The following is a 22,639-nucleotide window of genomic DNA, read 5'->3' as shown; positions in this document are numbered from 1 at the left end:
TCCCCCTTATTTTTTGAAACGTTCCTCTACTGCGCGCGCGTGAGCCTCCAGCCCTTCTAATCGTGCCAGCGCAGCAATTTTTTGATAATTTTCCTTCAAGGCCTGTTCGCTGTATAAAATGACGCTCGATTTTTTCACGAATTCATCAACGCTTAACCCACTGGAAAAACGCGCCGTCCCGTTCGTCGGCAACACATGGTTCGTTCCCGCAAAATAATCGCCGACAGGCTCAGAGCTGAATCGGCCTAAGAAAATCGCACCCGCATGACGAATTTGTCCAATAAGATTCATCGGCTCTGCTGTCATAATCTCTAAATGTTCAGGAGCCAACTCATTGACCGCATCTATTGCTTCTTCTAATGTATCGGTAACATAAATCGCTCCGTATTGTTCAAGCGATGCCTTGGCAATCTCCTTACGAGGTAATACTTCGAGTTGCCGTTCGATTTCACGAGCCACTTCCAATGCCAGTTTCATCGAAGGTGTGACAAGAATGCTTGACGCGCGCTCATCATGCTCCGCCTGTGATAAAAGATCCGCTGCCACTTCATTTGCCTTTGCCGTTTCGTCAGCAAGAACAACGATTTCGCTCGGCCCGGCAATCATATCGATTGCCACTTGCCCGAATACTTCTCGCTTCGCTAATGCCACGTAAATGTTCCCCGGACCGAAAATTTTATCAACCGGTTGAATCGTTTCCGTTCCATAAGCAAGCGCAGCAATCGCCTGGGCGCCTCCTACCTTATAAATTTCCTTCACGCCCAGCTCATTCGCAGCCACAAGCACCCCTGCCGGCAGTGTACCTTGCTCGTTCGGCGGTGAAACAATGACAATGCGCTTCACGCCCGCTACTTGCGCTGGAATGACATTCATCAGTACGGAAGAAGGGTAAGCAGCCGTCCCCCCTGGAACATACAAGCCAACCGCATCAAGCGGAGTTACCTTTTGCCCAAGAATGGTTCCATCTTCTTTCATCGTCATCCATGACTCGCGTTTTTGTCGCTCATGATAATCACGAATGTTGTCTGCCGCTTCGCGAATCACTTGAACGATTTCATCATCGATTTTCTCGTAGGCTTGAGCAATTTCTGCTTCGGACACTTGTAACGAATCGAGAGAAACACCGTCAAATCTCTTCGTATATTCTTTCAATGCCTGATCGCCGTTTCGTTTCACATCGTCTATAATGGCAAGCACTTGTTGTCGCTGCTCTTCTGTGCCGGTTTCAAGCGATCGTTTTAATGAAACTGTGTTTGCTACCCGTTCAATTTTCATATGCCGCACTCCTTTTTATTCGTCGCCAATTACACGCGATAAACGCTCCATCATCTCATCAATTTTTGTGTCTTTCATACGATAGCTGACCGGGTTAACAATCAATCTCGATGTAATTTCTGCAATTCGCTCCAACTCGACTAACCCGTTTTCCTTCAACGTTCTTCCCGTTGAAACAATATCGACAATGCGATCTGCTAAACCAATCAGCGGCGCTAACTCAATCGAACCGTTCAGTTTAATAATTTCGACTTGCTCGCCCTGCTCACGAAAATAACTTGAAGCAACATTTGGATATTTCGTTGCTACCCTTGGCGCAACTCCGTTCACTTTTCCATTTGGCAATCCAGCTACCGCCAAATGGCATTTGCTAATTTTTAAATCAAGGATTTCGTACACATCGCGTTCTTCCTCAAGCATAACATCCTTTCCGGCAATGCCTAAATCAGCCACTCCATGCTCCACATATGTGACAACGTCCATCGGTTTTGCCAAAATAAAACGCATCTCTTCTTCGGGAACATCAATAATAAGTTTGCGCGACTCTTCAAATTCAGGCGGAAGCCGGTATTCCGCTTTCCGCAGCAGCTCCACTGCTTCTTCGAAAATCCGTCCTTTCGGCATCGCAATTGTAATCATGTCTTATTCATCCTTTCCAGCACTGCCAATCAAATAGGTGATATCACTATATTGCTTTGTGCACGCATCAATATCGTTGATTCCTGAAATATGCTGCAATACTACTCTTTCGCCTTTTCTCCGTCGCTCATTTGCCAGTTGAACCGCTTCGGAAAACCGCTCCTGACTAAAAATAATGCAATGAATGTTTTTTTCTTCTCCTGGCTCGCCGAGCGCTTCAATTAAGCGGTCAACACGAATGCCAAACCCGGTTGCCGGTGCTTTCCGCTCAAACTTCGCAAGCAGCTCGTCATATCTCCCGCCGTTTCCAAGCGGAAAACCGACATTCTCTGCATACACTTCAAACAAAATACCTGTGTAATAATTCATATGGCTAATGAGATTTAAATCAATTTTGATGCAGTCAATGACCCCATATAGACGAAGATGTTCGCAAAGCTGCTCCAGCTCAACAATCGCTTTTGCGCCTGCTTCTGTGTCGATTTGCTCTCGCGCCTCAATGATTGTCGTTTCATCACCACGCAACTCAAGAAGCTTTAATAACCGCTGTTTGTCGATGGAAGAAAGAGGCAAAGATTTGACATGCTCACGATAACCGACATAATTTTTTTCATATAAAAAGCGGCGCAATACATTCGCGCGTTCCTCATTACCTAAAACATCCAAAAACAGTGCGTTCACATAACCGATATGACCAATCGCTACCGTAAACCGCTTTAACCCCGCCTGCTCTAAAGCAGCAATCATTAAGCTGATGACTTCCGCATCAGCGGCAATCGTTCCATCACCGATACATTCCACACCGATTTGTTCAAATTCTGCCGGTCTGCCACCTTCTCGCTGCTGTGCGCGAAACACGTTTGCGTTATAGGCAAGACGAAGGGGATTCCCATCCTCATACAGCCTTGATGCTGCCAAACGGGCAATCGGTGCTGTCATATCGGGACGCAATACAAGCGTGTGCCCTTGTTGATCCAACAGCTTAAACAATTGTTGGTCAAGGATGGCTGAAGCAGCGCCGACGGTTTCGTAATATTCCAATGTCGGCGTTTCAATGAATTGGTAGCCCCATTTTTCAATTTCATTTGTCATTGCATGACGGATTCGCTTTTTCACTTCATATAGAAGAGGCAACGTATCCCGCATTCCTAACGGTTTTTCGAACATAAATAATTTTGACATGTTCACACGTCCTTTATCCCTAAACGCTTTAGTTTGCTAATATGGTAGAGAAGTGAAGTTATTTGTAGTTTACTCCTCATCGCCAAATGCGTCAACTATAAACTTTTACAAAATTGTACGAAAAATACGAAACATCGGCTACAAAGAAAAAACGCAACTCAATCGATGTCCTCTATTCGTCTTTTAAAAAGGATTCACACGAAGTTTTTGATATAAGAGAATGAAAATACACCTCATTCTTTCACTTGCATGGAAGAATAAAATTTCTTCCACTATCTGTAGTGAAGCTCGCTTCATGGTTGGATAACGGGTAGCTAAAGTTAAATAAAAAATAAAAGGTAAGCACATATATTCGACCTGAAATATGTGCTTACCTTTTTATTTTGAAGAATTTTAGATTTTGATAAATTCCGACTGCACCTTCTGCACTTTTTGATCCTTTCGTTCTAGGGCTAGACTCCAGCCTGTGAGTAGCACAGCTCCAAAAACCATTACTCCCCCTATCCATGGTGTATGAATAAGTCCAATCGAATCGGTAATCATACCACCCAAGTAGGAGCCGATAGCGATTCCAGCATTAAATGCTGCAATATTAATCGCAGAAGCTACGTCTACTGCCCCCGGTACAAAACGTTCAGCCAGCATCACGACATATACTTGCAGTCCTGGAACATTCATAAAAGCCAACAATCCCATTAAGATGATGGTAATTAATGCAGCTACTTTAAATGGAGCCGTGAATGTTAAGATACAGAGCACAATGGCTTGCACAATAAACATATAAAATAACGCGCCAATTGGATTTTTATTCGATAGCTTTCCACCGATTACGTTGCCAATCGCAATGGCCACTCCATAGACAAGCAGAATAACCGCAACCGTTTTCTCACTAAATCCCGTGATATCTTGAAGAAGTGGGGATAAATACGTAAAGACAACAAATGTCCCCCCATATCCTAAGGCTGTAATGATAAATAACAGTAATAAACGGCCATTTGTCACGAGTTTGAACTGATCGCCAAATGTAGTACGAGCCCCTTTTTGCAAATCAGATGGAACGAGAATACTGTTTGCAATGAGAGCAACAATACCAACAGCAACAATAAATATAAAAGCCAGTCTCCAACCGAATTGCTGGCCAATGAATGTGCCAAAAGGTACACCAGTAACAGTTGCTACAGTGAGTCCTGAAAACATAATAGAAATTGCACTAGCTCTGCGATTTTCTGGCACTAAACTTGCTGCGATCGTCGATCCAATTGACATAAATACACCATGTGAAAAAGCGGAAAGCACACGAGCAACTAACAAAACACCAATACTAGTAGCACTAGCCGCAATGCTATTACCAACAATAAAAATAATCATAATCCAAAGTAATAAAACTTTGCGTGACATATGAGATGTTAAAGAGGTTAGAATAGGAGCTCCAAATGTTACCCCTAAAGCATATAAGGAAACGGTTAACCCGGCAGTTGAGACAGAAACATGTAAATCTTGGGAGATCAGCGGCAGTAGTCCTACACTAATAAATTCTGTTGTCCCAATGGCAAATGCACTCACGGCTAATGCTAACAATGCCAATGTACTTCGTTTTTTATCTAAACTCATTTTTTCTCCTCCTAATCATTGTCCAGTTATGTTTTTCAATCTCTGCAAACAAACAAATAAATAAAAGAGTATGGTGAAAACCGGCCGGCAAATGTTATTATGTTATATATAAATCACAAAGGAAAGTACGTACTTTTAAGTAATATAGATACTCAAAAGTAATATAGATACTTTTTAGTACCTATCGATTAGGAGGTATAATATGCAGAAAAAGAAGTACAATATTCCTGTTGAGGCAACATTAGAAGTCATAGGAGGAAAGTGGAAATGTGTCATCCTTTGCCATCTAACACACGGTAAAAAACGTACAAGTGAGTTGAAACGTCTTATGCCAGGCATTACACAAAAAATGTTAACTCAACAATTACGTGAATTAGAAGAAGATGGAATCATTAATCGTATTGTTTATAACCAAGTTCCTCCCAAAGTGGAATATGAGCTTAGTGAATATGGATGGAGTTTAAAAGATATTTTAGACTCTTTATGTGCATGGGGAGAGCAACATATTACCAAAGTATATGGTGATAAATTTTCCGTCTTAGAGAAGAGCGTTTTAAATGATAATCTGAAATAACATGCATTGCATAGATAGAACTCTTTAAATCCTATTATCTAGACTTTTTGCTTATCAAGAACATAAAAACCAACAACACCACTCCAGTGCACTGGAGTGGTGTTGTTAGTCAATCTACAAGTGTTGAGTGATAAAAAGTTGTTTCGTTTCATTTTACTATCCTGAAAATGAATATTTTCATCCTTCTGATGGTATTGCAATTATGCGGCATGGATGTCTCTCATAGAAGAAAAGCATTTCTGTGGTGCCACAAAATGCCGCATGAGTAGCTAACGGGTAGTAACGTTGAAGATGGGCTTGAAATTAAAAAATTGTAAGTAATGATATAGAAACATTCTAAAGCATTGCACTACATTGAGTAAGAAAAAGGAAGACACATATTAAACATGACTAATATGTGCCTCCTTTTATTTTTGTTAAGGATTTTTAGATCTCTATCATCATTGTTGAAGGTGTATTTTTCGCTGCTCCATCTCTTCCTTTGTATAAATAATTCGCATCGGATTGCCGCCGACAAAAGCTCCGGGAGGAACGTCTTTATGAACGACCGTGCCTGCAGCCACAACCGCGCGATCACCGATCACCACTCCTGGCAGCACCGTTGAATTGGCACCGATCATTACTTCATCGCCAATGACTACATCACCGAGACGATATTCGTCAATTAAATATTCATGAGCAAGAAGCGTCGTATTGTAGCCAATAATCGAATTGCGTCCGACCTTAATTTTCTCAGGAAACATGATATCCGGCATAACCATTAAAGCAAACGCCGTATTTTCGCCGATTTCCATTTTTAAAAACGTGCGGTACAACCAGTTTTTGACCGGCAAAAGTGGCGTATAACGGGCGATTTGAATGATGATAAAATTTTTGACGACTTTCCAAAACGAAACGGTTTTATAAATTTGCCAAAGCGAATTGGTTCCCGATACCGGATATTTTGTCGTTCGTCTCACCGTTTTATTTCACTCCTACAATTTCTAGCAAATCACTCATTTTTTCGAGCATAAAATCCGGTTCATATTTCTCTAAATACTTGCGCCCTTTAATCGACCACGCTACTGCAGCCGTTTTTGTTCCGGCATTTTTCCCCGCTAAAATGTCATGGTAATTGTCGCCGACCATGATTGTTTCTTGCGGTGATGACTGTAATATGGATAGCGCCTTAAAAATCGGTTCTGGATCCGGCTTTGCTCTTTCGACATCATCGAGTGAGACAATGCATTGAAAGAAGCGGTCAAGTTTTGTCAGCTTAAGTCCCATTAAAACAGTGGGACGCACTTTCGTTGTGACGATTCCTAATTTAAACCCTTTGTCATGAAGCGTCTCTACCGTCTCATACACCGTTTCATACTCTTTTACAAGTGCATCGTGCTGGGCATGATTAAACACGCGATACGTGTCAATCATCTCGTGAACCCGCTCTGGGTCGATTGCTACAAACGTATCATACAGAGGCGGCCCAATGAATGGCAGCACATCTTCACGTTTGTATTGATTAGGATAATATTTTTCCAACGTATGCAAAAACGACTGAATGATGAGCTCATTTGTATCGATTAACGTTCCATCCAAGTCAAATAAAATGGTGTTCATGTTCATAGCGCTGCTTCCTTTCTCTCCGTTTTCTGCATTCTACTCCAAATGAATCCGACCGACATCGTTAAAAGAATGGCCGCCACTAAGCGAGTGACTAATAATGGCCAAACAGGAATGCCAAGCGGCACAAACAATAAAGTGTCTTCCACAACCGCATGGCAGGCGACTAGAAAAATAAACGCTAGCGTTAAATCTTTCTTAGAAACATGATCTTCTTTGACCGCTTGAATCATCACTCCGGCACCGTAGGCAAGCCCAAATAAAAGCCCGGCTGCAAGCGTCATCGATGTGTTTTCTTTCATGCCAAGCGATCTTGTTACAGGTGACATCCAACGTGAAAATTGATCAAGCCATTTTAAATCTTTTAAAATTTGAATACCTATCATTAACGGAATAACAATCATGGCTAATTGCCCAATGCCGAGCAATGCTTTTTCAACCCCGGAAAGGAAAATAGCTCCCCAACTCGTCAGCTGTTCCGCTGTTGTCGATACAAGACCATATTGCGCGATTTCATTTCCGCCTTGCCAAAAGATATTAATGAAAAACGCAGAAACAATGGCTAATCCAACGCGAACCGCCACCATCATCGCTACGCTTACACCGACTTTCGCTGCCACACTCGATTCAACGAGCAAATTATGAGAAAACGAAAGCATAATCGCTAAAATGAATACTTCTTTTACCGTTAAATCGAGCGTTAAAATCGCGCCAATTCCAGCATATAAACTCAAGAAGTTTCCAAGCACTAATGGAATGGCTGCATCCCCAGATAAACCAAGCCATTTCATAAACGGCGTGATAAAATGAATCATCCAATTAAGAATGGGTGTATGCTGTAAAACAGTTACGATCACAGTAATGGGAAAAATCACTTTTCCGAGTGTCCATGTTGTTTTAATCCCGACAAACAAACCCCTTTTGAAAGTATCAATCAATTTGTTTCTCCCCTTTGATTAATCAAGATATCGTTCCTTCGCCAACCCTTTTGTTCTTCTAAATATCCAAATGCCAATAGATGCTATAATAAGGACGATTGAAATAAATTGCGCCATTCTCAACGTATCTGTCAACATTAAGCTGTCCGTTCTCATCCCTTCGATGAAAAAGCGGCCGATGGAATACCAAATGATATAGCTGAGAAACAGCTCCCCGCGGCGCAAGTTCATTTTTCGCAGTAAAAGCAACATAAGAAAGCCTGTTACATTCCAAAGAGACTCGTATAAAAAAGTCGGGTGATAATACGTTCCGTTAATATACATTTGGTTAATAATAAATTCCGGCAAACGCAAACTTTCGAGAAACTCGCGCGTGACCGGACCACCATGAGCTTCTTGGTTCATAAAATTTCCCCAGCGACCAATCGCTTGACCTAAAATAATGCTTGGCGCAGCGATATCAGCGAGCTTCCAAAATGAAAGCTTACGCACCCTTGCAAAGACAATTCCAGTGATAATCGCACCGATTAAACCGCCGTGAATCGCTAACCCACCTTGCCAAATTTGCGGAATTTCAGCGGGATGCTTAGAATAATAATCCCACTGAAAAATGACATAGTACGCGCGGGCACATAAAATGGCTATCGGTACCGCCAATAAAACGAGATCGACAAATGTTTCTTTAGGAAGACCGCGCCGTTCGGATTCTCGCATCGCTAGAAACAAACCGAGCAAAACACCTGTGCCAATGATGACTCCATACCAATAAATTGTAATTGGACCCAGCTCTAAAAAGACACGGTCCAACGGCTGGATATTTGCTAACATATCGTCAACTCCTTATTCGTAATCATGCTCGCTATCTTCAATGGCATCTGTCAGGCGGGCAGAAAACTCTTCCGCAGCATTCATCCCCATTCGTTTTAAACGAAAGTTCATCGCTGCTACTTCAATAATGACAGCAAGGTTTCGTCCTGGTCTTACCGGAATCGTTAACTTCGTTAATTCCGTATCGATAATTTTCACTTTTTCCTCTTCAAGACCTAGGCGATCATATTGCTTTTTCGGATCCCATAATTCTAAATCAATCACGAGAGAAATACGTTTATGAGGCCGAACGGCTCCTGCACCAAATAACGTCATTACGTTAATAATACCTAGACCGCGAATCTCCAACAGATGCTCAATTAACTCCGGGGCACTGCCAACAAGTATGTCTTGATCCTCTTGGCGAATTTCCACGCAGTCATCGGCTACTAAACGGTGGCCGCGCTTCACAAGCTCAAGCGCAGTCTCACTTTTCCCAACGCCACTTTTTCCGGTAATTAATACACCAACACCATAGACATCGACTAACACCCCATGCACAGCCGTTGTTGGGGCCAATTTGCTTTCTAAATAGTTTGTCAGGCGGCTGGATAAACGCGTCGTTTTCATATTCGAACGCATCACTGGCACAGAATTACGCTCAGAAGCCTCAATAAGCTCCGCGGGTACTTCTAAACCTCGAGAAACGATAATTCCTGGTGTAATGTCAGTACAAAGCTTTTCCATTCTCACTTTTTTGTCTTCTGGGCTTAATTTTTCAAAAAAAGATAATTCGGTTTTCCCTAAAAGCTGAATACGCTCTGCCGGATAATATGTAAAATAACCAGCCATCTCAATTCCTGGACGTGATATATCGCTCGTCGTAATCGGACGGTTAATCCCTTCCTCACCGCTCACAAGCTCTAAATTAAACTTTTCAATCAAATCTTTCGTACGTACCTTTGGCACTTCTAATCCCCCCTTTTCATCTTTTACCATTGTAGCACTTTTCCCCAATTGTTTGAATGGGGGTCTGACCCCCACCACTTCACCGCGTTAACGCGATGGGGGGCTGACCCCAAAAAAGAACGTTCCCTACTAAATTCACGAGGGAACGTTTTAATGATTACGTTGCAACGGTTCAATAATCGCTTTTTGGATCAGCAAATGAAAAAAGGAAAGAACGATGGATGCAAGGATAGCTGTACCAAATCCGTCAATTTGAAAAGAATCTCCCATGATCGAAGATGTTATCATTAAAGTAATCGCGTTAATGACAAACAAAAATAACCCAAGCGATAAAACGGTAATTGGTAATGTCAAAAAAATTAAGATTGGCTTTAGAAAAATATTTAAAATGGAAAGGATGACGCTTGCAAAAAGAGCAGCTCCAACTCCTTCAAGATGAAATGAATCAAAATAGCCGGCTATAACGATTAATAGAAGAGCATTGATGAAAATACTAATAATCCAATTCATCATATGTCTACTTTGGCACGGCTCTCGATGAAATTATGACAATACCGGCTAATTTGTCGGTTTCTTGAATATGGCAAAATTCGTTCATTACACACCATCTCCAATCGATTTTAATGAAATAGATCCTGTTTTTGTATCCACATAAAGATGCGTGCTCTTCTTTTCATCTCCATTTACCTTAAAGCGTAGCCACTTTTGAATCGTCTCATGTTTTTCATCAATAATTGTTATTCCCGGATAGTCATATGAAAATCCGCCAATATTCGTTTTTAACTCTCCATCAAGTGACATTTTTGCTGGAAGTAATAACTTTACACTTCCTGCTACAGTTTTGATAAATATGGTATCGCTATCTGCATTTTCTGTCTCGCATACGACACTACCGCTAAAACTTTGTAAATTAATTTTATGACAATTGCCACTTACATCAATAACTCCGTTAATATTTTCTACTTCCAATTGACGAACCGAGCTTTTCGTCATTGTAACAGCCCCATGCACTGTTTCCAACCTTGCTTCTTCTCCTAGAAACTGCTCAAACATAATGGCACCATTCGCTGTTTTTGCACGCAGCTTTTTTATTTGCAGTTTTTCGCCACGAATTTCTCCATTAAACAAACGAATGTTTCCACTATCATAGATTGCTTGTGGAAGATAAATAACCGCATGCACTTTTAGTTGCTGCTTTGGAATGGAAAAACGCAAGTGACCATTGTCTACCGTAAAAAGAACATCTTGTAAAAATAGCTGCCGTGCCGCTTCAGCAGAGTCGACTCGATATACTTTCGCCTCACACTCGATACGAATATCTGAATCATTCCATGGAATAAGTCTGACACTGCCATTGGCGATGTGAATATCCATTGTGCGGAAGGAAACGTTATTTTGCTGAAAAATATGCTTTACCTCAAAATAAGTACCAAAGTTAAAATCCAAATCAAAATCCTTTAACTTTTTAACAGTCATGTCAAGAAAGTCGAGGACCTTCTCTTTGAAGGAAGACCATTTTACCGCGGAAGACGTCTCTTGCTTCGTTTCTTTAAAATGCACATCCGTTGACAAAGCTGTAATCATTTTATTCGCTTTTTCTTTTCCTTCCTTTTCTGCCTGCTCCAGTTGCTCTAGCAGCACAAGCGCTTCTTCCGCCGTTAACTTCCCCTCTTCTACCATCTTTAAAATTCGCTTTCTTTCCTCCATCTTTCTTTCCTCCCTTTTGGGGTCTGACCCCCACCACTTTACCGCGTTAACGTAATGGGGGTCAGACCCCTTTTAATACTTTAATTCCCTTTATGATATTCCAGATGATGACGATGAAATTAATAATACCGGCAATGATGACGCCTAAAAATGCAATTCCCGGAAGTGCATCAGTAAATCCGGCTTGATTAAACGCGCCAACTGTTAAAGCTATAATCCCAAAGAAAATAATTGTAATGAATGGAATTAGATGCGACAGAAATGCTTTTTTCGCATGTTGCTTCACATCGTGCTGGTCGCTTACGAAATAAACGATAATCGGGAAAATAAACCCGGCAAAAAAGACGCTGAAATAGCATAAAGAAGACAGAACTTTATTGGAATGCATTGTTATTTTCCTCCTTTTGTTTTTTATATACGAAACCTTCTATAAAAAGTTTCTAGGAAAGTAAAAAAAGATACGAAGCCCGAGCATTACACGCTCGTTGCTTCATATCTTTTTTTCATGCGCTCACGGTCACGCTCTAAAATTGGTTTTAAATATTTTCCCGTGTAAGAGCCTTCTACTTCGGCGACTTCTTCCGGCGTTCCAGTTGCGACGATTTGTCCGCCTTTATCGCCGCCTTCTGGACCAAGATCGATAATGTAGTCGGCTGTTTTAATCACGTCAAGATTATGCTCGATGACAAGCACCGTATCGCCATTATCGACTAAGCGTTGAAGCACTTTCAACAACCGTGAGATGTCATCGACATGTAATCCTGTTGTCGGCTCGTCCAAAATATAGAGCGTGCGGCCTGTAGAACGGCGATGCAATTCGGATGCCAGCTTCACGCGCTGCGCCTCCCCGCCTGATAAGGTCGTCGCCGGCTGCCCCAATTTAATATAACCTAAACCGACATCATAAATCGTTTGAAGCTTCCGCTTAATTTTCGGGATGTTTTCAAAAAACTTCAACGCATCTTCAACCGTCATTTCGAGCACTTCAGCAATATTTTTATCTTTATATTTCACTTCCAACGTTTCGCGGTTATAGCGCTTGCCATGGCACACTTCACAAGGTACGTAAACGTCCGGCAAGAAATGCATTTCGATTTTAATAATTCCATCACCGCGGCAAGCTTCACATCTTCCGCCTTTGACGTTGAAGCTAAAACGACCTTTTTTATAGCCGCGCACTTTCGCTTCGTTCGTCGATGCGAACACTTCGCGAATGTCATCAAATACGCCTGTGTATGTGGCAGGATTCGAACGCGGCGTACGGCCGATTGGAGATTGATCAATGTCAATCACTTTATCTAAATGCTCAATCCCTTTAATCGCTTTATGCTCACCTGGTTTCGCTTTTGCATGATGAAGTTTTTGCGCCAACGCCTTATGCAAAATCTCATTGACAAGCGTACTTTTTCCGGAACCCGATACACCCGTAACCGCAATGAACGTGCCGAGCGGAATTTTTACAGACACATTTTTTAAATTATTTTCGCGCGCGCCGACAATTTCAAGCCAACGTCCATCGGGCTTGCGGCGCTCCGCAGGAAGCGGAATAAATTTTTTCCCTGACAAATATTGCCCTGTTAACGAGTTCGGGTCGTTCATCACTTCTTCCGGCGTTCCCGCAGAAACCACTTGACCGCCGTGAACGCCAGCTCCCGGTCCAATATCAATCAAATAATCCGCTGCAAGCATCGTATCTTCATCATGTTCAACAACAATAAGCGTATTGCCAATGTCACGCATACTTTTTAAAGTAGCAATCAAGCGGTCATTATCACGCTGATGCAGACCGATGGAAGGCTCGTCCAAAATGTACAGCACTCCCGTTAAACGCGAACCGATTTGCGTTGCTAAACGAATGCGCTGCGCTTCTCCACCTGAAAGCGTACCAGCTGAACGACTTAGCGTTAAATAATCAAGCCCAACGTTATTTAAGAAACCAAGACGCTCAATAATTTCACGCAAAATCATATTGGCGATTTTCATTTCTTTTTCACTCAAAGATAAGTTTTGGAAGAACTCGAGCGCTTCCGTTACAGAAAGAGCGGTGACTTCGCCAATATGCTTTCCGCCGACAAAAACAGCTAAGCTTTCTTTTTTCAAACGGTTTCCTTTACATGTCGGACATGGCTGCTGTGCCATGTACTTTTCCATTTGCTCGCGAATATAATCGGAGCTCGTTTCGCGATAGCGGCGCTCTACGTTTCGAATGACGCCCTCAAATTCAATATAGTTTTCGCGAATTTGCCCGAAATCATTTTCATAGCGAAAATAAATTTTTTCCCCGTTGCTGCCGTATAAAATCTTATCAAGCTGATGCTTCGGCAAATCTTTGACAGGCGTATCCATATCAATGCCATAATGATTGCATACCGCTTCTAAAAGCTGCGGATAATATTGCGAGCTTTGCGGTTCCCAAGGCGCAATGGCATGTTCACGCAACGTTAACTCATCGTTTGGAATGACTAGATCAGGATCCACCTCTAACTTCGACCCTAAACCATCGCAATCTGGACATGCCCCATACGGACTGTTAAAGGAAAACATGCGCGGCTCCAACTCCCCAATCGAAAAACCGCAATATGGGCAGGCATGATGCTCGCTGAATAATAGCTCTTCTTGTCCAATCACATCGATAATGACTTTACCATCCGCAAGCTTTAAAGCCGTCTCTAACGAATCGGCCAAGCGCCCCTCAATGCCCTCTTTGACAACAATCCGGTCAACAACGACTTCAATCGAATGTTTTTTATTTTTCTCAAGTTCAATCTCTTCCGTTAATTCACGCATTTCTCCATCGACACGTACCCGCACATACCCTTGCTTTTTAATGTCCTCCAATGTTTTCACATGCGTTCCTTTGCGCCCTGATACAACAGGAGCAAGAATTTGAATTTTCGTGCGCTCCGGATATTCTAAAATTCGATCAACCATCTGTTCAATGGTTTGTGACGTAATTTCAATGCCATGCTCCGGGCAAACAGGACGACCGACGCGGGCAAACAACAAGCGCAAATAGTCGTAAATTTCCGTGACCGTCCCCACTGTTGAACGCGGATTGCGGCTCGTTGTCTTTTGATCAATCGAAATCGCCGGAGACAGTCCTTCAATCGCATCGACATCCGGCTTGTCCATCTGCCCTAAAAATTGCCGCGCATAAGCAGACAGCGATTCAACGTAGCGCCGCTGCCCTTCCGCGTAAATCGTATCAAACGCAAGCGATGATTTTCCAGATCCCGATAAACCCGTCACCACAACGAGTTTATCGCGGGGAATTTCTATATCAATATTTTTTAAATTATGAGCTCTTGCTCCTTTAACAATAATTTTATCCATCGCCATAAGCTTACGATCATCCTTCCGCTTTTAACTCTAAAATTAAATCGCGCAATTCGGCTGCTCTCTCGAAATCTAGCGCTTTTGCCGCTTCCTTCATTTCTCGCTCGAGGTCGGCAATCAGCTTTTCACGCTCTTTCTTCGTCAGCTTGCTGTAATCTTTCTTCGCTTCGTACGTTTCTTGCTCTTCAGCCGCATAAGTTGCACGAATGACATCCCGAATTTCTTTCTTCACCGTTTGCGGCACAATGCCATGCTCTTTGTTATATGCCTCTTGAATCGCACGACGGCGCTTCGTTTCGTTAATCGCAATTTCCATCGATTTGGTAATCGTATCCGCATACATAATGACATGACCATTTGCATTACGTGCCGCACGGCCAATCGTCTGAATGAGCGAACGCTCTGAGCGTAAAAATCCTTCCTTGTCCGCATCTAAAATCGCCACAAGCGATACTTCCGGAATATCCAATCCTTCCCTCAGTAAGTTAATACCGACTAACACATCATATTTGCCAATGCGCAAATCACGGATAATTTCAATCCGCTCAAGCGTCTTAATTTCTGAATGCAAGTATGCCACTTTAATACCAATTTCTTTTAAATAATCCGTTAAATCTTCCGCCATTTTCTTCGTTAAAGTAGTGACCAACGTCCGTTCATTCCGCTTTATACGCTCATGAATTTCACCGATTAAATCATCGATTTGTCCCTCAATTGGACGGACATCAATGGTCGGATCTAACAATCCTGTCGGGCGGATAATTTGTTCCACAACCTCAGGGCTATGCTCTAACTCGTATGGTCCCGGTGTGGCTGAAACGTAAATAATTTGATTGATTTTCTCTTCAAACTCTTCAAATTTCAACGGACGATTATCAAGCGCGGACGGCAAACGGAAGCCATGGTCGACAAGTACTTGTTTACGCGCTTGGTCTCCATTGTACATCCCGCGAATTTGTGGAATCGTCACATGCGACTCGTCAATCACAATTAAAAAATCATCAGGAAAATAATCTAAAAGCGTGTATGGTGTTGAACCAGGCGGTCGCAACGTTAAATGACGCGAATAGTTTTCAATCCCTGAGCAAAAGCCCATTTCCCGCATCATTTCAAGGTCGTAGCGCGTTCTTTGCTCCAAACGCTGCGCCTCTAGCAATTTACCTTGTTCACGCAGCTCTTTTAACCGTTCCTCTAATTCTTTTTCGATATTTTGAATCGCAATTTGCATTTTCTCATCGCGCGTAACGAAGTGAGAGGCTGGAAAAATCGCCACATGTTCGCGTTCTCCAATAATCTCTCCCGTTAAAGCATCGACTTCGCGAATCCGGTCAATTTCATCGCCGAAAAACTCAACGCGAATGCAATGCTCATCGCGCGAAGCTGGAAAAATCTCAACAACATCGCCGCGCACACGGAACGTTCCGCGCTGAAAATCAATGTCATTCCGCTCATACTGTACATCGACAAGACGGCGCAGCAGCTGATCCCGCTCGATCTCCATGCCGACACGTAAGGAAACAACAAGCTCGCGGTATTCTTCCGGTGAACCTAAACCATAAATACACGATACGCTGGCAATGATGATAACATCTCTTCGCTCAAACAACGCCGATGTTGCTGAGTGCCGTAATTTATCAATCTCATCATTGATGCTAGCATCCTTTTCAATATACGTATCCGTTTGCGGTACATACGCTTCCGGTTGATAGTAATCATAGTAACTTACAAAATATTCAACCGCATTATTAGGGAAAAATTCTTTAAACTCACTGTATAACTGACCAGCTAGCGTCTTATTATGGGCAATAACAAGCGTTGGCTTGTTTACCTCTTTAATCACGTTCGAAATCGTAAATGTCTTTCCCGTTCCCGTTGCTCCTAATAACGTCTGATGCTTTACTCCGTTCCGAATGCCTTCTACTAATTTTTGAATCGCTTTCGGCTGATCTCCCTGCGGCTTATAGTTTGAAACGAGCTCAAAACGTTCTCCCACGAAACACACACACTCCTATTCGAAATCATCATGCTTCCATTTTACCACACTAACAAGAAAAATACACAAAAATACGAACTGGTATTCGTAACCTTTTCCAAAGACTTCGTTAAACAATGTCGTTGATTTTTATGTTTCAGGAGAGGAACCATCACCTTAACCTCTATGATTACTCATAAAGCCTAAAAAAAGAGCGCCTTCCTTACTAGAAGACACTCTGCTCATTTCTTTATCTTTTCCACCATTCTTTTCGAATACAAAAATCCAACTGTCAATGACACGATATCAGCAATAAATTCATGCAGCTCATCTGTATATCCTTTAAAGTAAGAAGCAACTAATAGCGCAACCGTTAATAGCGTTCCAACATAATAGCTATACGTCACGCGCGTAAATAACATGACTAACAACGCCGGAACAATTAAGGCAATGATAAACCACATAACAAAAACTCCTTATATGAACTACCCTCTCCATTAATAGATGCGAGAGCTTGTAAACAATGAGCACGTCCTCACTAAATAACGAGGAAGCCTTATCACTATAAAACCATTGTATCACACCTAAAACCGCTTTTCATCAGCCTACGCCTAATTAAACGGCCTCAGATTCCCATTTTTTCTCGTCTTGCACAAACAACAGTCCGAGCTCGTGGTGCTGGTCTTCATATAAAGCTCCTTGCACAAAGCGAATTTCCCCGTTTCGATCTAATACTTCCAGCTTGCAAAATGCCCGGTTTCGCTGCAGCGCTTCGTAAAATTCAGCCTCTGTTTTCACAGCAATTCCATTCGCCTTTACAATGATTTCACCGACTTGAAGCGCCATTTTTTCCGCTGGAGAATGAGGAATAATGCCTAAAATAACAAGCCCATGCTTTTGCTGGGAAAAAAACGGGGATTGTGAATCATCTTGAAACCGCTGATAAAAAGCAATCCATTCTCTTCCGATAAAAGCGACGGCCACTGCAATAATCGCAAGCGGCGCATACCAATAACCCGCCATTGCTAAAATACTAACAGCAAGAGCCAAAAGCCGCACGCGCTGTCCCGTCAGACGGACCGAATCGCTTGGATGCATGCCTTGAACACGCTGAGAAAAGCCGATTAAAAACGGAACAAGCAGAAACGAATACGTCTGTTCATTGAAAGAAAAGACTGGCCACCATGAAAACAAGGATGTAATCGCCTCTCCTGGAATCGGCAACAGCACCGGAACAAACCAAAGCCGTTCTGCCCAATGAACACCGATGAATAAGCCACGCTTACTTTTCATCAATTGCGGAGAAGTTGCCACCGAACCGTTCCGCAAAATAAGCCACGCTTCCACAAAAAGAAGCATACCTAACAAAATCGCCAGCGCTGATAAATCCGTCTTCGCAAGACCGGCAAAATACTTCTCAAAAAATGACTTCGTTCCTTCATATTTCACTAAAAAACTCGCACAAAAAAACGTCAATCCTACCGTATAAGCAGGCGACAATAAACGAAGCTGCAAGGTCAATCCAAGCAATATCGTCGCCGCAGAAAGCAGTGTTAATGTATCGAGTGGAAACACAAAACCGATGCCAACCATGAAAATGGACAGAACGAGTCCTGGCAACAAGCCACTTATAAACAAAAATTTGCTTTCATGAAACGAATGATAGACGCGAACATGAAAATGACGCCGCTCTTTTTTCACGCGCAGCCAGCCGACAAAAAGCGCAAGGAAAATACCGTAATAAAAAAGCGGTTGAGTAAATATCCGTCCGATCCCTTTTAACCATTCCAACACCCACATAGAAACCACTTCTCTCACCACCAATCTCGCTAAAACGTTTCTCTCAATCTATTTTCTATTCTAGCAAATCACTTTGGCAAATCCTATTGCCATGATTTATTTTTTTCCAACATATTTTGTCAAACTCCTACAAACAAACACTAGTTTTCACTTTTTCTGACGAACGAACACTAGTTTTGTCTAAGGCAAAGGAAATCGCTATTATTTGTAAAATTATATAATTAATACGATCAAGGGGGAAGGAAGATGGAATTGAAAACGAGCAGTGTTGCAAAACGTCTCGGTGTGTCACCCAAAACGGTTCAACGTTGGATTAAAAAGTATAACATTCCATGCCCAAGAAACGAAGCAGGCCATTATGTATTTGACGCAGAAACAATCACGCTTCTCGAGCAGATTAAATTTGAGCAGGGAGCTGCTTTAGAAGAAGAAAGTGATATGGATATAGAAACAACCGCAAAAGAAACATTATATCCGGACGATATTTTTGAAACACATGTGAAACCCCATATTGAAGAAATGACTGCACGCCTCCAATCAGTCGAACGGAAACTCGAACAAAAAGCTGATGATGTCGTCTCATTTCAAGTTTTACAACACCGTAAAGAAATCGACGAACTCGTCGAACATATTCAGAAGCTAGAAAGCCGCATCGTCCAATTAGAACAAGCCAACCGCCACCTCGCTGCTGAACAAGAACGATTAAAAAAGCCAAAACGTCGCGGGCTTAGTCGAATTATTAGCCTATTCTAGTTCCCTAATTTTTCGCAAAACAAAAAGGGCAGGCTCCTCACATTGTTATATGTGAGGAGCCTGCCCCTTTGTTTTCCATCACTCAGTAAGCCGCATGATCTAAGAAAACGGGAATGCACCGCTTACTTTTGTTCCGCTAACAGCTTCATCGCTGCTTTTAACTGCTTATCATTTTGCTCATCGCGTATAGCTTCAATAATTTTTGCTTCCAATAGTCCTGCTGTCTGTTTATCGATTTTTCCGGTAACCGGAAGTTTGTTAGCCTTTTGGAATGCTTTCACAGCCGCCACTGTTTCTTTACTGAAATAGCCGTCCTCACGTCCCGGGTCGAAGCCAAGACCTTTCAACATTTGCTGAGCACTTTTAATTTTCTCATTGTTCATATCGTACACAAGCTCTTTTTCAAAGTTAATTGGATTAGCATAAAAATACTCTGGCTGTTTGACAGCTACATCCGGCTTGATTCCTTTTTTATGAATCCAGTGTCCATCAGGAGTGAGCCATTTATAAAGCGTCAACTTAATGTTGCTGCCATCGCCCATCGGCACCGCTTGCTGCACCGTTCCTTTGCCAAACGTTGTTTCTCCAACAAGCTTATATCCACCCGCTTCTTTCATCGCACCCGCTAAAATTTCCGATGCAGACGCACTTCCATTATCAATAAGCACGGTAACTGGATAGTCCTTTTTCTCCGTTAAGTTGGAGAAGAAACGCTGCTTGTCGCCATCGCGCTCTTGAATTTGCACATAAGGCTTATCTTTCGGAATAAACTCTTTTAAAATGTCCTCCACACTCTGCAAGTATCCGCCCGGATTACCGCGCACATCAATAATTAACCCTTCAATTCGTTGATTCTCCAATTTTTCCAGCTTTTCTTTAAAATCTTGGGCGGTATTTTCGGAAAATGACGTCACTTCTAAATATCCGATTTTCTTGCCTTCATACGTTTTGACATCATCGTACACCGTTTCAACCGGGATTTCGTCACGAACCACTTCGACTTTCATGACTTCCTTTACCCCTGGCCGAATCACATCTAAAACAACCTTCGTTCCTTTTTTGCCTCGAATTTTTAATACTGCCTCATACAAATCCAATCCTTCAACGCTTTCGCCATTGACTTTAATAATCTGGTCGTTCGGCTTTAACCCCGCCTTTTCCGCCGGGGAGTTTTTAAACGGAGCGACAATCGTTACCTTGCCGTCGACCATGCTGACTTCGGCGCCAATTCCTTCAAAAGAAGAATCTAATGACTCATTAAATTGATGGGCTGTTTCTTTATCCATATACACGGAGTACGGATCATCGAGCGTCTCAATCATTCCTTGAATCGCGCCCTCAATGAGTTGTTTTTCGTCGACTTTTTCAACATAGCGGCTTTTAATAAGCTCATAGGCTTGCTCAATTTTTTCTAAATCTTCATTCTCGTTGCCACTTGTCGCTTTTTCCATTGCTTCTTTCGGCTGAACAATCAACGTGTTCTCGCCACCTTGGCTCTCAGCTAGCTGCATGCCGGCATATGTACCGCCTGCTCCCACGATCAAGGATAAAGCCATTAATATTGCTGTCGTCTTTTTACTCACCATGCATCCTCCTCACCCTTTGCCATACAGGAAAGGCATCACACAAAGCGCCGTGCGATGCCTTTTACTATCATCATATGGAATGCTTGTACACAATATGTATAAAATCTGCATGTACTATTAGTTTACACGTTCATGTTGATTTTCTCAACTAAGAAACATTTTCACTTAATTTATATTAATCAAAGCGCCAAGGCATTATAAACTGCTAATATCCAGGTTAGTGACAATCTTTTTTTAGTCTTGGCAGTACATTATTAATAAAGTCATTCTTTTTCTTTTCATGGTAATTAGTGAAGAGCCTTCCTCATCTTCAAAATGGCCTATCGTATACACATACTCATCAAATGGTCTTTTTTCAAAACAAAAACCCCCCTTATCGACCAAGAGGTGGTTATCTTAATTTTTTGTATAGATACAAAAAAGTTTTAAAAAGAATTTCTTTCTGAACGGATTGTGACAAAAACTTTTAAAAACGGACTACTTACTTGGAATTAAAATTTGTATATTTATACAACACTGTACTAAAAGGAAATTCTCATTTTTCAACTACACATTTTATTGAGTAATCAAGATTCCAAATAAAAAACCTACTTAATAAATACTGTTATTTTTAATTATACCTTAAATTCTTAAATATTTGTTTAGTAATTAGACCTAATTATATACGAAGGTAATGTTAAGAATTTTAACTAGATAATGGGAGGGTATTCCTTGAGAAAAACAAAATACGACAAAACCACAACGTGAATTGGCTCGACGTAATAAATTTTAAATAACAAAACCTTACTCCGGTCGGAGTAAGGTTTTGTTTATTTTCTTCTAAAAAAGGTTTTGTCTTTCCTCCTGACAGGGGGAAGCCCATGATGGCATCCTTTTACTAAAGAAATAGGTAAAACGGTTTTAAGAATTATGTTTTATTTTTATCACTTTTTTCAAAAAGATATAGTATTAAAAATACACCCCCAAAAATTAAAGGAACACCTATTAGGAAATAGTAAATGTTTTTAGGTATTTCAAAGAAATTGACTAGATATAGAAAAAGAGTCACCCATATAAATACAACAACGTTGTCCAACCAACTTTTCATTAAATATCAATCCACCCATTTCTTGGATTTCGGTCACGTTTATCAATTTCTTTTGCAATCCGTGTACCTATGTCATAATAGTCCATCGCAACGCTCACAGCTACGCCAACAGTCCAAGCTAATTTTTTAGCGCCCCAAGCAGTTAGACGGTCGACCACAGTCCTGTAAAACAGTCTTTTCGCTGCTTCTTTTCCTTTTTTAATAATAAAAGCTTGAATTGCGCCAAGACCACCACCAACAGCAGCACCGATAGCAACATTTAAAATTGAGCCTGCTAAGTTCACGCCTATTATTCTTAAATGTCCACTTGGATCAATATACATAACAGGATTATTATGTGTATAAGCATACTGATTTAGGCTTATTGGATCGTCTTCAAATCCATGGAATGTATCTCTTGTAATAAATCGACCAATATTTGCATCATAATAACGTGCCATGAGATAGTATAACCCAGTTTCCTCATCATATCGATATCCTGCATAACGATATGGGTTTTCAGAAGCCAATGGACCAGTTTGATGTAGGATATTCCCCCATGCATCATATTCATACTCCGCCACGACATTTCCATTGTTGTCAGTTAACGCGACCACATCTCCGTGACCATTTAAATGATAGTAATACGTTTGTCCATTTTTAATCATCGTAACAGGGTGACCTTCATCATCCCATGTATATTCTGCAATGATATTGTTATTTTCATCCGTTTCGTAAATCACTTTATCTTGGTGGTAATGGAAGTAGATTGTTCCATTGGCAGTGGTCATGCTTGTGCGTTTTATACTATGATTTGACAAG

General features: G+C 41.6%; 20 protein-coding genes. 2 read left to right on the top strand and 18 right to left on the bottom strand.

What is annotated here, in order from left to right; genetic code table 11:
- Positions 1-6 precede the first annotated feature (6 nt).
- The 4 genes from hisD to HNQ85_RS07880 form a co-directional block, all read right to left on the bottom strand.
- Positions 7-1,275: a histidinol dehydrogenase gene (hisD, locus tag HNQ85_RS07895; RefSeq protein ID WP_181537197.1), complete on the bottom strand. Its 1,269-nt coding sequence runs from the start codon at positions 1,273-1,275 to the stop codon at positions 7-9.
- A 15-nt stretch (positions 1,276-1,290) separates the two neighbouring features.
- Complete coding sequence (gene hisG / locus HNQ85_RS07890; protein ID WP_181537196.1) at positions 1,291-1,914, bottom strand: ATP phosphoribosyltransferase; 624 nt, start codon at positions 1,912-1,914, stop codon at positions 1,291-1,293.
- A gap of 3 nt (positions 1,915-1,917) precedes the next feature.
- On the bottom strand, positions 1,918-3,096 hold the full coding sequence (locus HNQ85_RS07885; protein WP_246326816.1) for an ATP phosphoribosyltransferase regulatory subunit: 1,179 nt from the start codon (positions 3,094-3,096) through the stop codon (positions 1,918-1,920).
- A gap of 393 nt (positions 3,097-3,489) precedes the next feature.
- Positions 3,490-4,707, bottom strand: a complete 1,218-nt coding sequence (locus tag HNQ85_RS07880) for an MFS transporter (protein ID WP_181537195.1) — start codon at positions 4,705-4,707, stop codon at positions 3,490-3,492.
- Positions 4,708-4,909: 202 nt separating this feature from the next.
- Here HNQ85_RS07880 and HNQ85_RS07875 point away from each other — a divergent pair, with 202 nt between their 5' ends.
- Positions 4,910-5,281 (top strand): winged helix-turn-helix transcriptional regulator, encoded by a 372-nt coding sequence (locus tag HNQ85_RS07875; protein ID WP_181537194.1) that lies wholly within the window; start codon positions 4,910-4,912, stop codon positions 5,279-5,281.
- 440 nt (positions 5,282-5,721) lie between these two features.
- Here HNQ85_RS07875 and HNQ85_RS07870 read toward each other — a convergent pair whose 3' ends face one another.
- The 12 genes from HNQ85_RS07870 to HNQ85_RS07815 form a co-directional block, all read right to left on the bottom strand.
- Entirely contained in the window at positions 5,722-6,240 is a 519-nt protein-coding gene (locus HNQ85_RS07870; RefSeq protein ID WP_181537193.1) for a DapH/DapD/GlmU-related protein, read from the bottom strand.
- 4 nt (positions 6,241-6,244) lie between these two features.
- Positions 6,245-6,886 carry a pyrophosphatase PpaX gene (gene ppaX / locus HNQ85_RS07865; RefSeq protein WP_181537192.1) on the bottom strand — a complete coding sequence of 214 codons (642 nt, stop codon included), beginning with the start codon at positions 6,884-6,886 and terminating at the stop codon, positions 6,245-6,247.
- Positions 6,883-7,821 carry a nucleoside recognition domain-containing protein gene (locus tag HNQ85_RS07860; protein WP_181537191.1) on the bottom strand — a complete coding sequence of 313 codons (939 nt, stop codon included), beginning with the start codon at positions 7,819-7,821 and terminating at the stop codon, positions 6,883-6,885. Before HNQ85_RS07860 ends, ppaX begins: the two co-directional genes overlap by 4 nt.
- 18 nt (positions 7,822-7,839) lie before the next feature.
- Positions 7,840-8,649 carry a prolipoprotein diacylglyceryl transferase gene (gene lgt / locus HNQ85_RS07855; RefSeq protein ID WP_181537190.1) on the bottom strand — a complete coding sequence of 270 codons (810 nt, stop codon included), beginning with the start codon at positions 8,647-8,649 and terminating at the stop codon, positions 7,840-7,842.
- Positions 8,650-8,661: 12 nt separating this feature from the next.
- Entirely contained in the window at positions 8,662-9,597 is a 936-nt protein-coding gene (hprK, locus tag HNQ85_RS07850) for an HPr(Ser) kinase/phosphatase (protein WP_181537189.1), read from the bottom strand.
- Positions 9,598-9,747: 150 nt separating this feature from the next.
- Entirely contained in the window at positions 9,748-10,110 is a 363-nt protein-coding gene (locus tag HNQ85_RS07845) for a phage holin family protein (protein WP_181537188.1), read from the bottom strand.
- 84 nt (positions 10,111-10,194) lie between these two features.
- Positions 10,195-11,304, bottom strand: coding sequence for a DUF4097 family beta strand repeat-containing protein (locus tag HNQ85_RS07840; protein ID WP_181537187.1), 1,110 nt, complete (start codon positions 11,302-11,304; stop codon positions 10,195-10,197).
- A 61-nt stretch (positions 11,305-11,365) separates the two neighbouring features.
- On the bottom strand, positions 11,366-11,692 hold the full coding sequence (locus tag HNQ85_RS07835) for a DUF4870 domain-containing protein (RefSeq protein WP_181537186.1): 327 nt from the start codon (positions 11,690-11,692) through the stop codon (positions 11,366-11,368).
- Positions 11,693-11,778: 86 nt separating this feature from the next.
- Positions 11,779-14,643 carry an excinuclease ABC subunit UvrA gene (uvrA, locus tag HNQ85_RS07830; RefSeq protein ID WP_181537185.1) on the bottom strand — a complete coding sequence of 955 codons (2,865 nt, stop codon included), beginning with the start codon at positions 14,641-14,643 and terminating at the stop codon, positions 11,779-11,781.
- A gap of 10 nt (positions 14,644-14,653) precedes the next feature.
- A complete protein-coding gene (gene uvrB, locus HNQ85_RS07825) occupies positions 14,654-16,633 on the bottom strand; it encodes an excinuclease ABC subunit UvrB (protein ID WP_181537184.1) in 1,980 nt (659 codons plus the stop codon).
- Positions 16,634-16,854: 221 nt separating this feature from the next.
- Entirely contained in the window at positions 16,855-17,076 is a 222-nt protein-coding gene (locus tag HNQ85_RS07820; protein WP_181537183.1) for a CsbA family protein, read from the bottom strand.
- 151 nt (positions 17,077-17,227) lie between these two features.
- Positions 17,228-18,412: a PDZ domain-containing protein gene (locus HNQ85_RS07815; RefSeq protein WP_181537405.1), complete on the bottom strand. Its 1,185-nt coding sequence runs from the start codon at positions 18,410-18,412 to the stop codon at positions 17,228-17,230.
- A gap of 246 nt (positions 18,413-18,658) precedes the next feature.
- Here HNQ85_RS07815 and HNQ85_RS07810 point away from each other — a divergent pair, with 246 nt between their 5' ends.
- The gene (locus HNQ85_RS07810) at positions 18,659-19,165 is read left to right on the top strand and encodes a MerR family transcriptional regulator (RefSeq protein WP_181537182.1); all 507 of its coding nucleotides are present in this window, start codon (positions 18,659-18,661) and stop codon (positions 19,163-19,165) included.
- A gap of 122 nt (positions 19,166-19,287) precedes the next feature.
- Here the strand turns inward: HNQ85_RS07810 and HNQ85_RS07805 are convergent, their stop codons facing one another.
- Both HNQ85_RS07805 and HNQ85_RS07800 read right to left on the bottom strand, forming a co-directional pair.
- Complete coding sequence (locus HNQ85_RS07805; protein ID WP_181537181.1) at positions 19,288-20,748, bottom strand: S41 family peptidase; 1,461 nt, start codon at positions 20,746-20,748, stop codon at positions 19,288-19,290.
- A 1,089-nt stretch (positions 20,749-21,837) separates the two neighbouring features.
- On the bottom strand, positions 21,838-22,638 hold the full coding sequence (locus tag HNQ85_RS07800) for an RHS repeat-associated core domain-containing protein (RefSeq protein ID WP_246326815.1): 801 nt from the start codon (positions 22,636-22,638) through the stop codon (positions 21,838-21,840).
- Position 22,639: the final 1 nt, after the last annotated feature.

Source organism: [Anoxybacillus] calidus (genome assembly GCF_013760845.1).
GTDB lineage: Bacteria > Bacillota > Bacilli > Bacillales > Anoxybacillaceae > Paranoxybacillus > Paranoxybacillus calidus.
This window is presented reverse-complemented; position numbering and strand designations above follow the sequence as displayed.

Coding starts and splice junctions, on each gene's coding strand:
- hisD (WP_181537197.1), bottom strand. CDS start 1,275: ATGAAAATTGAACGGGTAGCAAACACAGTTTCATTAAAACGATCGCTT.
- hisG (WP_181537196.1), bottom strand. CDS start 1,914: ATGATTACAATTGCGATGCCGAAAGGACGGATTTTCGAAGAAGCAGTG.
- HNQ85_RS07885 (WP_246326816.1), bottom strand. CDS start 3,096: ATGTCAAAATTATTTATGTTCGAAAAACCGTTAGGAATGCGGGATACG.
- HNQ85_RS07880 (WP_181537195.1), bottom strand. CDS start 4,707: ATGAGTTTAGATAAAAAACGAAGTACATTGGCATTGTTAGCATTAGCC.
- HNQ85_RS07875 (WP_181537194.1), top strand. CDS start 4,910: ATGCAGAAAAAGAAGTACAATATTCCTGTTGAGGCAACATTAGAAGTC.
- ppaX (WP_181537192.1), bottom strand. CDS start 6,886: ATGAACATGAACACCATTTTATTTGACTTGGATGGAACGTTAATCGAT.
- lgt (WP_181537190.1), bottom strand. CDS start 8,649: ATGTTAGCAAATATCCAGCCGTTGGACCGTGTCTTTTTAGAGCTGGGT.
- HNQ85_RS07845 (WP_181537188.1), bottom strand. CDS start 10,110: ATGATGAATTGGATTATTAGTATTTTCATCAATGCTCTTCTATTAATC.
- HNQ85_RS07840 (WP_181537187.1), bottom strand. CDS start 11,304: ATGGAGGAAAGAAAGCGAATTTTAAAGATGGTAGAAGAGGGGAAGTTA.
- HNQ85_RS07835 (WP_181537186.1), bottom strand. CDS start 11,692: ATGCATTCCAATAAAGTTCTGTCTTCTTTATGCTATTTCAGCGTCTTT.
- uvrA (WP_181537185.1), bottom strand. CDS start 14,643: ATGGCGATGGATAAAATTATTGTTAAAGGAGCAAGAGCTCATAATTTA.
- HNQ85_RS07820 (WP_181537183.1), bottom strand. CDS start 17,076: ATGTGGTTTATCATTGCCTTAATTGTTCCGGCGTTGTTAGTCATGTTA.
- HNQ85_RS07815 (WP_181537405.1), bottom strand. CDS start 18,412: ATGTGGGTGTTGGAATGGTTAAAAGGGATCGGACGGATATTTACTCAA.
- HNQ85_RS07810 (WP_181537182.1), top strand. CDS start 18,659: ATGGAATTGAAAACGAGCAGTGTTGCAAAACGTCTCGGTGTGTCACCC.